We start from the raw sequence: 9,639 nt of genomic DNA, 5'->3' as shown, positions 1-9,639 counted from the left end.
GTCGTGAGCTTCTCGACCAGCGGGTGCTCCGGCGCCAGGACCATGAACGTCACGCCCCAGAGCGTGTCGGGCCGGGTCGTGAACACGACGATGTCGTCGCCCTGCTCGCTCTCGAACACGACCTCGGCGCCCTCGGAGCGGCCGATCCAGTTCGTCTGCATGACCCTGACCCGCTCGGGCCAGTCGAGGCCAGTGAAGTCGAGCAGCTCGTCGGCGTAGGCGGTGATCTTGAAGTGCCACTGCGGCATCAACCGGCGCTCGATCAGCGCGCCGGAGCGCTCGCCGCGTCCGTCTATCACCTGCTCGTTGGCGAGCACCGTCTGGTCCACGGGGTCCCAGTTGACGTACGACTCCTTGCGGTAGGCCAGGCCGCGCTCGTACATCTTCAGGAAGAACCACTGGTTCCACTTGTAGTACTCGGGGTCGCAGGTGATGACCTTCTTCGACCAGTCGAACATCGCGCCCATCTGGTCGTACTGCTTCTCCATGCGCGCGATGCGCTGGTAGGTGAGCGTGGCGGGATGGACGTCCTCGCCCCGCTGCGCGGCGCGGATGGCGGCGTTCTCGGCCGGCAGGCCGAAAGCGTCGAAGCCCATGGGGAAGAGCACGTTGTAGCCGCGCATCCGGCGGTAGCGCGCGGCCGCGTCGGCCGGCGCCTCGGCGTACCAGTGGCCCACGTGCAGGTCGCCCGACGGGTACGGGTACATCGTGAGGAAGTAGAACTTCGGCCTGCTGTCGTCGTGCAGGTCCGTCTCGTAGAGGCCCGCCTCGCGCCAGCGGCGCTGCCACTTGGCCTCTACGTCACCTGGCGAGTAGCGCTCCGCCTGGCGGGCGTCGCTACCCGGAACGGTCTGGGTCATGATCCCTCCGCTTCGGCAAGGTCGGCCAGACAAGAAGAACCCCGGCCGCGAGGGCCGGGGCGCGCCAGTGCCGCGGGACGTCAGCCCGTCAGCGTGGCGCCCCCGCTGGGCCTAGGTCTAGTCGAACGCCACGCCACGCCGCCGCGCGACCGTGTGAGACGCTCGTGTCCATGGCGGCATCCTAGGCTCGGGCGGGGACGGCGTCAACAGCGTTCGCACCGCCGACAGACACCGCGCGGGGCGGGCGCCCGAGCCCCTGGTCACCGGTCTGCTCCGCCCGACCGCGGGGTCCCTACGAGCCCCGTGCGGGACGGGAGCGTGGGGCGACGGAAGTTACACTCGGCCTAGTACGCGGTCTTGGAGGCTGGCATGGAGTTCGACCTCATCGTCATCGGCTCGGGACCAGGGGGCTACCACGCCGCCATCCGCGCCGCGCAGCTCGGTCTCAAGGTGGCCTGCGCCGAGAAGGGCGACGTCGGGGGCGTGTGCCTCAACGTCGGCTGCATACCCACGAAGGCGCTGCTGCACGTGGCCGCCGAGGTGCGCAACGGGCGGGAGGCGAGCCGCCTCGGCGTGAGCTTCGGCGAGCCGCAGCTCGACCTCGCGCGGATCGACGCGTTCAGGGCCAGCGTGGTCAAGAAGATGACGAGCGGCGTCCAGCAGCTCTTCAAGGGGAACAAGGTCGAGCTCCTCAAGGGCGAGGCGCGGTTCGTGGGGCCGAACGAGGTCGAGGTCGCCGGCGAGCGGCACCAGGCCAAGCGGTTCATCGTCGCCACCGGCTCGCGGCCCGCCGTCATCCCCGGGTTCGAGGTTGACGGCGACCGCTTCATCGACTCCACCGGGGCCCTGCAGCTCGGCGACGAGGTGCCCGGCCGTCTGCTCGTCATCGGCGGCGGCGCCATCGGCCTCGAGTTCGCCGACGTCTACTCGGCCCTCGGCAGCCAGGTGACGGTCGTCGAGATGCTGCCGCGGATCGCCCCCACCGCCGACGCCGACGCCTCGAAGGAGCTGCGCAAGGCGCTCGAGAGGCGCGGCATCGAGGTCCTCACGGGCACGAAGGTCGCCGGGCAGAAGGCGAAGAAGGCCTCGGTCGAGGTCGCCCTGGAGGGCGAGGACGGCGCGAAGACCGTCGTCGCCGACAAGGTGCTGGTCGCCGTCGGGCGCAGGCCGAACGGCCACGGGCTGGGGCTGGAGGAGATCGGCGTCGAGGTCGACGAGCGCGGCTACGTCAGGGTCGTGAACGAGCACATGCAGACGACCCGCGAGCACGTCTACGCGATCGGCGACGTCGCGCGCGGACCGCTCCTCGCTCACAAGGCGATGAAGGAGGGCCTGGTCGCGGCCGAGCACGCCGCCGGCAAGCCCTCGGCCTACGACACGGTCGTCCCCTCGGTGATCTACACGACGCCCGAGCTCGCCAGCGTCGGCATGACCGAGGAGGAGGCGAAGGAGGCGGGGTTCGAGGTGCGTGTGGGGCGCTTCCCGCTCACGGCGTCGGGCCGCGCGGCCTCACTCGGCACCGACGAGGGGCTCGTGAAGGTGATCGGCGACGCCAAGACCGACCTGCTGCTCGGCTGCCACATCGTCGCGCCGAGCGCCGGCGACCTGATCGCCGAGGCCGCGCTCGCCATCGAGATGGGCGCGACGCTCGAGGACCTGGCCCTGACCCAACACCCGCACCCCACGCTCTCCGAGACGATCATGGAGGCGGCCGAGCACGCCCACGGGCGGGCGATCCACATCGCGAACCGGCGGCGCTAGGTCGTGTAGTCGGCGTTGATGCTCACGTACTCGGCCGTGAGGTCGCAGCCCCAGGCCTCGGCGGTGGCGTCGCCGGCGGCGAGGTCGGCCTCGAGCAGCACCTCCTCGCGCCTCAGCAGGTGCGAGACCCTGGCGGCGTCGAAGGACAAGGGCGAGCCGCGGTAGAGCTCGACGCCCTGCACGCGCACGCGCACGTTCGCCAGGTCGCAGACGGCGCCCGACCGCCCCACGGCGGCGAGGACCCGGCCCCAGTTCGGGTCGGCGCCGTGCACCGCTGCCTTCACCAGCATGCTGCCCGCCACGGCCTTGGCGGCGGCGCGCGCCTCGGCCTCGTTGCGCCCGCCGCTCACCCGCACGGTGATCAGCTTCGTCGCCCCCTCGCCGTCGCGGGCGACCTTGCGGGCCAGCTTCTCGCAGACCTCCACGAGCGCCGCCTCCAGCTCCGCCAGCTCGGCGGGCACGCGCCGCGAGGACAGGACCATCGCCATGTCGTTCGTCGAGGTGTCGCCGTCGACGCTGACCTGGTTGAGGGTGCGGTCGACGACCCGCGGCCACATCTCGCGCAGGTCCTCCTGCGGGACGTGCGCGTCGGTCATCACGAACGCCAGCAGCGTGGCCATGTTCGGGTGGATCATGCCGGAGCCCTTGGCCACGCCCACGACGCGAGCGCCGGAGGACAGCGTGGCCGCCGCCTCCTTGGGGCAGGTGTCGGTCGTGAGGATCGCCTCGGCGAACGCCGCGGTGTCGCCGGTGAGGTCGCGCGCCGCCCGCGGCATCGCCTCCTTCAGCCTGTCGATGGGCAGCGGCACGCCGATGACGCCCGTCGAGGCCGTCAGCACGTCCTGCACCCTGTCGAGCGCCAGCGTCGCGGCCACGGCGCCGGCCAGGTCCTCGTTGTCCCAGATGCCGCGCTCGCCGTTGGCGCAGTTGGCGTTGCCGCTGTTCACGACCACGGCGCGCACGGGCGTGCCGGCCGCGAACCGCGCGCGGTTGCGCGACACGCACGGCGCCTTGACGAGGTTCGTCGTGGAGACGAGCGCCCAGGCCAGCGGGTGGGGCGAGTAGATGAGGCCGAGGTCGCTCCTGCCAGACTCCTTGATGCCGGCGGTGACGCCGGCGAGCTCGAAGCCCGCGGGCGCCCTCACGGCCACACCCCCTCGAGCCGCAGGCCGGCGGTCTCCGGGAAGCCGTGGGCGACGTTGAACGCCTGCACGGCCTGCCCGGCGGCGCCCTTGCCGAGGTTGTCGATGGCGCAGAACGTGATCACGTGGCCGCTGCGCGGGTCGAAGCGTCCGGAGAGCACGGCCCTGTCGCTGCCGCTCACCGCCTTCGTCTGCGGCAGGTCCTCCTGCACGTGGATCAGCGGGTCGCCGGCGTAGTAGTCGCGCAGCACCTGCATCACGGTCTCGTCGGTGAGCTCGGTCTCCTTCACGCGCGTGGCGCAGGTCGCGAGGATCCCGCGGACCATGGGCACGATGTGCGGCGTGAAGCTGACCGTGTAGGGCTCGAACGGCGCGTGGGTGGCCAGGCGCTTGCCGCCCTTCTTCACGCGCCCCACCGTCGCCTCGATCTCGGCCGTGTGCCTGTGGGTGCCGGAGGGCTTGTAGGCGCGGGCGTTCCCGTCCATCTCGGGGAAGTGCAGGGGCGCGCTGGTCGACCGCCCCGCGCCGGAGACGCCGGTGATCACGTTCGCCACCGCCGAAGGGCCCAGCAGGCCCGCGGCGGCCAGGGGCGCGAGCGCCAGGCTGGCGGCCGTGGCGTTGCAGCCGGGGCTGGCGATGAGGCGCTTGGCGACGAGCTCGTCGCGGTGCAGCTCCACGAGGCCGTAGACGGCCTCGTCGATCAGCTCGGGGTGCGGGTGCTGCGCCCCGTACCACTCGGCGTAGGTCGCGGCGGGGAGCCTGAAGTCGGCGGAGAGGTCGACGACCGCCCTGCCGGCGTCGAGTGCCCTCTTCGCGAGCGGCGCCGTGGCGCCGTGGGGCGTGGCGCAGAACACGACGTCGGAGGCCGCGATGACCTCGTCCTCGCCGGCGAAGACGAGGTCGGGGAAGAGCCCGGCGAGGTGAGGCCAGCAGGCGTCGATGCCCTGGCCGGCGTACTGGCGCGAGCCGACGCCGACGACCTGCGCGTGCGGGTGGCGCGCCAGGCGCTCGAGCAGCCCGGCCCCGCCGTAGCCGCTGGCGCCGAGGACGCCGACGCGCACGGGCCCGGCCATCAGGCGTTCCCGTCCGACAGGAGCTGCACGAGGACCGCCTTGTGGGCGTGCAGCCTGTTCTCGGCCTGGTCGAAGACGACGCTGCGCTCGTGGTAGACGGCCTCCTCGGTGCACTCCTCGCCGTAGTGCGCGGGGAGGTCGTGCATGAAGACGCCGCGCGGCGAGAGGTCGTCGAACCACGCCGGCGTGATCGTGTAGCCGGCGAACGCCGCGCGCCGCTCCTCGAGCTCGTCCTCCATGCCCATCGAGACCCACACGTCCGTGTAGAGAGCGTCGGCGCCGCGCGCGGCCTCGCGCGGGTCGCGCACGATCGTCACGTCGGCGCCGCGGGCGCGGGCGGCGGCCACGATGTCGGCGTCGGGCTCGTAGCCCTCGGGGCACGCGATCACGAGGCTCGTGCCGGCCAGGGCCGCGGCGTTCACGTGCGAGTTGCAGACGTTGTTGCCGTCGCCGACGTAGGCGATGCGCAGCCCCCGCAGCTCCCCGAAGCGCTCGAGGAGGGTGACGTAGTCGGCGAGGAGCTGGCAGGGGTGCAGCCTGTCGGAGAGGCCGTTGATGACCGGCACCTCGGCGTGCATGGCCAGCGTCTCCAGGGTGTCGTGGCCGTAGGTGCGCGCCATGATCCCGTCGACCCAGCGGTCGAGGTTCGAAGCGACGTCCCTGATCGTCTCGCGCACGCCCCAGCCTATGTAGTTCTGGCTGAGCAGTATCGCGTGCCCGCCGAGGTGGTTCATCGCGATGTCGAACGTGGAGCGCGTGCGCAGCGACTGCTTCTCGAAGATCATCGCCAGCGTCTTGTGCTCCAGGTGCTTGGGCCTCACGCCGCGCTTCCAGTCCTGCTTCATCTGCACGGCGCTGGTCAAGAGCCCGTCGAACTCCTCCTTGGTCAGGTCGGACAGGGCCAGCAGGTCGCGGCCGGCCAGGCTGGGCACACGCAGCACGTCCATCTACTCACGCCTCTTTCGCGAGGGCGCGCCGGTCGTCGGCCAGCGGGCCGCGAGGCGCAGACGCTACCGCTCCTGGGCGGGCGAAGGCACACTGTAACACCGCGTCGGGCCCGCTCACGGCGCGAGGAGGCCCAGGTACCACGCGATCACGGCGTCGCCCACGAAGAGCGAGGCGAGGGCGCCGAGGAGCAGGTAGGGCCCGAACGGCACGAGCCTGTCGCCGCCGAGGAGGCGCGCGACGATGCCCCCCACGGCGCCCAGCGTGACGGCGAGGAACAGGGCCACGAGCAGCCGCTCCCAGCCGAGGAACGCGCCGAGCACGGCGGCGAGCTTCACGTCCCCGAACCCCATGGCCACCGGCTCGTCTGCCTCCTCGCCCGGCTCCTCCTCCTCGCCCGGCCGCGTGGCGTCGTGCAGCCACCAGTAGACGGCGCCCACCAGGGCCCAGGCGCCGGCGGCGAGCACGCTGCCGGCCACGGACGTGGCCAGGGGGACGGGGAAGCCGAGCGAAGCCAGCACGATCCCGAGGAGCCACAGCCCGTAGAGGAGCGGCTCGCCGAGTCGCAGCGGGCGGCGCGCGAAGAGGTTGAGGGTGAGGCTGGCGAGACCGGCGATGAGCCCCGGCCACAGGCCCTGCGCGGCGCCGACGACGGCCGCGACGTTCACCTGGTCGAGGCTGACGGGCCACAGGCGCTCGGAGGTGTCGCCCAGGCGCCTCAGCACCAGCCCGCCCACGCGGTTGATGAGCACCAGCACGCCGGCGCCGGCCAGGGCGCCGGCCAGCGCCGCTTCCGGCGACGGCAGGCCGGGCGTGCCGTCCCACAGCAGCGAGCCGAGGAGCGCCAGCGCCAGCGCGGGCAGCGTCAGGACGTCGGGCAGCACGTAGCGCTCGAGGTCGATGAGCGCGGCCATGACCAGCATCGCGACGACGGCCAGGAGCGGCAGGACGGCCGCGCCGTGGTGCGCGGGCGGGAAGAGGGCGACGAGCGCGGCGAAGAGGCCGGCCATGAGGGCCTCGACGAGCGGGTAGCGCGGCGAGATCCGCGCGCCGCAGGTGCGGCAGCGTCCGCGCAGGAACAGCCAGGAGAGCACGGGGACGAGGTCGAGCGCGGAGAGGCGCCGCCCGCAGCTCGGGCAGCGCGAGCCCGGGGTCACCACCGACTCGCCGCGGGGCAGGCGGTAGACGACGACGTTGCCGAAGGACCCCACGACGGCCCCGAGCAGCGCCGCGAACGCGACGGCGAGGGCCGTCACGCGCCGGGTCCCGGCGTCAGGGGGTGGTCCGCGGGGGCTGTGAGGGAGGGCGACAAGGCGAAAAGTGGCTCCTAGACGGTTCTCATAATCTCGGTGTTAGACTTCGGCCGCTATGAAGAGGCTCACCGTGCTCGGCGCCGCTCTGGTACTGGCGCTGGCCTTCGCCTTCACGCACCTCAGCGCCCAGGGCCGCCCGACGAAGGTGGTCTTCGTGCGTTCGCAGGCCGCCATACTCGCACACCCGGCGGGGGCCAGGGTCAACGAGCTCAAGGAGCAGGCCCAGGCCGAGATCGAGGACCTCGCCGCTAGCATCCAGGAGCTCGAGCAGCGCATCGCGGCCGGCGAGGAGCTCACGCCCGAGGAGAGCGAGCGCTACCAGGCGCTCGTCGCCTCGGCGAACGCCGTGCAGGAGCGCTACCGCCAGGAGATCGACGAGGCCGCCCAGCCGGCGATCGAGGCCGTGAACGAGATCCTCGCCCAGCTCGCCGAGGAGAACGGCTACACGGTGATCCTCGACGCCGACAAGGCGCGCGAGCTGCAGCTCGTCGTCTACGGCGACCCCGACCTCGACGTCACGCAGCTGGTGATCGACCGCCTCGAGGCGGCCGAGTGAGCCGGCGGCGGGCGGCGGTCAGCCGTCCGCCTCGTCGGCGTCGGCGCTGACGACCCCTTCGATCCCCAGCTCGGCGCGCAGGCGCGCCAGCTCTCGCTCGTCCTCCTCGGTGAGCGCGGCTCGCGCCAGGAGGTCGGGTCGGCGCAGCAGGGTCCGCCGCAGCGCCTCGCGTCGTCGCCACGCCGCGACGTTGCCGTGGTGGCCGGAGAGGAGCACCTCCGGTACCGCGAGGCCGCGGAACTCCGCCGGGCGCGTGTACTCGGGGTAGTCGAGCAGGCCGGAGGCGAACGAGTCCTGGCGGTGGCTCTCCTCGTCGCCGAGGGCCCCGGGGAGCAGGCGCGTCACGGCCTCGATCACGCACAGGGCCGGCAGCTCGCCGCCCATCAGCACGAAGTCGCCTATCGACACCTCGCGCGTGACCAGGCTCTCGACGCGCGCGTCGAAGCCCTCGTAGCGGGCCGACAGCAGGCAGACGTGCCGGCGCGAGGCGAGCTCCTCCACCAGGGGCTGTGTCAGGCGCTCGCCCGCGGGCGTGAGCAGCACGACCTCGTCGGGCGGGGGGTCGTCGCCGGCGGCCTCGTCGATCGCGGACGCGGCGACGTCGACGCGCATGACCATCCCGGCTCCGCCGCCGTAGGGCGCGTCGTCGACGCGTCCCGTGCGGTTGCCGGCGAAGCGCCTCAGGTCGCGCACCTCGACCTCGACGATGCCCTCGCGGATGGCCCGCGCCAGCAGCGCCTCGCCCAGGTAGGGCGTCACGAGCCCGGGGAAGAGGGTGTAGACGGTGAAGCGCAAGGCCGCTGCTACTCGAGTAGCCCGGGAGGCGGGTCGGTGAGCTCGAGGGCCTCGTCCGTGAGCGAGACGTAGGGCGCGACGAGCGGCACCAGGGCGCTCCCGCCACGCTCCAGGGCGACCTCGACGTACGGGTTCGCGTCGTTGAGGTAGGCGTCGGCGACCTCGCCGACCCTGGCGCCGTCCACGAGCACGGGCAGCCCCTCGAGCGCCTCGCCGGGCGGCGGCTCGGCCACGCGCTCGGCCAGGTCTCCGGGGAGGTCGGTGGGGTCGGCCCACACGCCGGCGTTGACGAGCGAGCGCGCGGTCTCGCGGTCGCGCACGCCCTCGAGGTGCACGACGAGCGACCCGGAGCGCTCCTCGGCGCGCCGGAGCCGCGTGGTCCCCAGTCCCGTCACGAACAGCCTGGGGGCGGAGCCGAGCAGCGCCTCCAGCTCGTCGCCGTCCAGCTCGGCCTCCACCAGCAGCCTCACCCCGCCGTCGAGCTTGAACGACCGCCCGAGCCTGCCGACCCTGACGTAGCCGGCCGGCGGGGTGGAGGCGCGCGTCATTCCAGCAGCTGGACCTCGACGCGCTGCCTGCCGTCGGCGGCGGCGCGCGCCAGCGTGCGCACGGCGTTGATCACGCGACCGCCGCGTCCGATGACGCGCCCCGCGTCCTCGGGGGCGCAGCGCACCTTGATGACGACGGTGCGGTCCTCGCGCTCGGCCCGGACCTCCAACCGCTCAGGGTCCTGCACCAGGTTCACGAGACAGTAGTTGACGAGGTCGACGACCATTGGCCCTCCGGTCCTCAGGAGCTGGCGGCGGCCTCCTGGCGCTTCCGGTAGGCGGCCTTGCGCTTGGCCTTCACGTTCGGCGTCTCGACGCCGGCCTTCTCGAGCAGGCGGAGCGCCGTGTCGGTCGGCTGGGCGCCGAGCTTGAGCCAGTGGGAGGCGCGCTCGGCGTTCACCTTGAGCGACTCCTCGGTCGTCTCGCGGGGGTCGTAGTAGCCGATCTGCTCGATGTAGTCGCCCGCGCGCTTCGTGCGGCTGTCGACGACGACGAGCCGGAAGTGCGGGTTGTGGATCGAGCCCATGCGCATCAGGCGGATCTTGACCATGCGTGCTTGGTTCCCTTCGCTGCTGGCGCCGGCCTGTGGCCGCACGACCAGGCCGCCCCGGCGGGGCGGCCGCTGAAAGCTCCCCAGTCTACACGC

General features: G+C 72.7%; 11 protein-coding genes. 2 read left to right on the top strand and 9 right to left on the bottom strand.

Translation table 11 applies throughout. The features are described 5' to 3' along the window. Nucleotides 1-860, bottom strand: an 860-nt coding sequence (locus VF202_14085) for a class I tRNA ligase family protein (protein ID HEX7041242.1), incomplete at its 3' end; no start/stop codon positions are given. Between the two features lie 369 nt (nucleotides 861-1,229). On the opposite strand from VF202_14085, the gene lpdA reads away from it, so the two are divergent. Then, complete coding sequence (lpdA, locus tag VF202_14080) at nucleotides 1,230-2,621, top strand: dihydrolipoyl dehydrogenase (protein HEX7041241.1); 1,392 nt, start codon at nucleotides 1,230-1,232, stop codon at nucleotides 2,619-2,621. Here the strand turns inward: lpdA and argJ are convergent. The 4 genes from argJ to VF202_14060 all read right to left on the bottom strand — a co-directional run bounded on the left by argJ (nucleotide 2,618) and on the right by VF202_14060 (nucleotide 7,037). After that, nucleotides 2,618-3,766 carry a bifunctional glutamate N-acetyltransferase/amino-acid acetyltransferase ArgJ gene (argJ, locus tag VF202_14075; GenBank protein ID HEX7041240.1) on the bottom strand — a complete coding sequence of 383 codons (1,149 nt, stop codon included), beginning with the start codon at nucleotides 3,764-3,766 and terminating at the stop codon, nucleotides 2,618-2,620. The two genes, lpdA and argJ, sit on opposite strands and share 4 nt — an antisense overlap. Then, nucleotides 3,763-4,836, bottom strand: a complete 1,074-nt coding sequence (gene argC, locus VF202_14070; protein HEX7041239.1) for an N-acetyl-gamma-glutamyl-phosphate reductase — start codon at nucleotides 4,834-4,836, stop codon at nucleotides 3,763-3,765. Before argC ends, argJ begins: the two co-directional genes overlap by 4 nt. Then, nucleotides 4,836-5,783, bottom strand: coding sequence for an ornithine carbamoyltransferase (gene argF, locus VF202_14065; GenBank protein HEX7041238.1), 948 nt, complete (start codon nucleotides 5,781-5,783; stop codon nucleotides 4,836-4,838). Before argF ends, argC begins: the two co-directional genes overlap by 1 nt. Nucleotides 5,784-5,897: 114 nt before the next feature. After that, nucleotides 5,898-7,037 carry a prepilin peptidase gene (locus VF202_14060; GenBank protein HEX7041237.1) on the bottom strand — a complete coding sequence of 380 codons (1,140 nt, stop codon included), beginning with the start codon at nucleotides 7,035-7,037 and terminating at the stop codon, nucleotides 5,898-5,900. A 112-nt stretch (nucleotides 7,038-7,149) separates the two neighbouring features. Between VF202_14060 and VF202_14055 the strand changes: the two genes are divergently transcribed. Further along, nucleotides 7,150-7,650: an OmpH family outer membrane protein gene (locus VF202_14055; protein ID HEX7041236.1), complete on the top strand. Its 501-nt coding sequence runs from the start codon at nucleotides 7,150-7,152 to the stop codon at nucleotides 7,648-7,650. Nucleotides 7,651-7,668: 18 nt separating this feature from the next. On the opposite strand, the gene trmD is transcribed toward VF202_14055, so the two are convergent. Genes trmD through rpsP form a run of 4 tightly spaced genes read right to left on the bottom strand, consistent with a single transcriptional unit; the run spans nucleotide 7,669 to nucleotide 9,543 of the window. Then, nucleotides 7,669-8,445, bottom strand: a complete 777-nt coding sequence (gene trmD, locus VF202_14050; GenBank protein ID HEX7041235.1) for a tRNA (guanosine(37)-N1)-methyltransferase TrmD — start codon at nucleotides 8,443-8,445, stop codon at nucleotides 7,669-7,671. A gap of 8 nt (nucleotides 8,446-8,453) precedes the next feature. Beyond that, on the bottom strand, nucleotides 8,454-8,993 hold the full coding sequence (locus VF202_14045) for a hypothetical protein (protein HEX7041234.1): 540 nt from the start codon (nucleotides 8,991-8,993) through the stop codon (nucleotides 8,454-8,456). After that, nucleotides 8,990-9,220 (bottom strand): KH domain-containing protein, encoded by a 231-nt coding sequence (locus tag VF202_14040; protein HEX7041233.1) that lies wholly within the window; start codon nucleotides 9,218-9,220, stop codon nucleotides 8,990-8,992. The genes VF202_14045 and VF202_14040 overlap by 4 nt, the downstream gene beginning before the upstream one ends. Nucleotides 9,221-9,234: 14 nt before the next feature. Further along, a complete protein-coding gene (rpsP, locus tag VF202_14035; GenBank protein ID HEX7041232.1) occupies nucleotides 9,235-9,543 on the bottom strand; it encodes a 30S ribosomal protein S16 in 309 nt (102 codons plus the stop codon). Between the last annotated feature and the right edge of the window lie 96 nt (nucleotides 9,544-9,639).

It is taken from the genome of Trueperaceae bacterium, assembly GCA_036381035.1.
Lineage (GTDB): Bacteria > Deinococcota > Deinococci > Deinococcales > Trueperaceae > DASRWD01.
The sequence above is the reverse complement of the archived record's forward strand: the minus strand, read 5'-3'. Positions and strand labels throughout refer to the sequence as shown.

What these genes read in the sequence shown, in the direction of transcription:
- lpdA (HEX7041241.1), top strand. Translation starts at nt 1,230, where the DNA reads ATGGAGTTCGACCTCATCGTCATCGGCTCGGGACCAGGGGGCTACCAC.
- argC (HEX7041239.1), bottom strand. Translation starts at nt 4,836, where the DNA reads ATGGCCGGGCCCGTGCGCGTCGGCGTCCTCGGCGCCAGCGGCTACGGC.
- VF202_14045 (HEX7041234.1), bottom strand. Translation starts at nt 8,993, where the DNA reads ATGACGCGCGCCTCCACCCCGCCGGCCGGCTACGTCAGGGTCGGCAGG.
- VF202_14055 (HEX7041236.1), top strand. Translation starts at nt 7,150, where the DNA reads ATGAAGAGGCTCACCGTGCTCGGCGCCGCTCTGGTACTGGCGCTGGCC.
- VF202_14040 (HEX7041233.1), bottom strand. Translation starts at nt 9,220, where the DNA reads ATGGTCGTCGACCTCGTCAACTACTGTCTCGTGAACCTGGTGCAGGAC.
- rpsP (HEX7041232.1), bottom strand. Translation starts at nt 9,543, where the DNA reads ATGGTCAAGATCCGCCTGATGCGCATGGGCTCGATCCACAACCCGCAC.
- argF (HEX7041238.1), bottom strand. Translation starts at nt 5,783, where the DNA reads ATGGACGTGCTGCGTGTGCCCAGCCTGGCCGGCCGCGACCTGCTGGCC.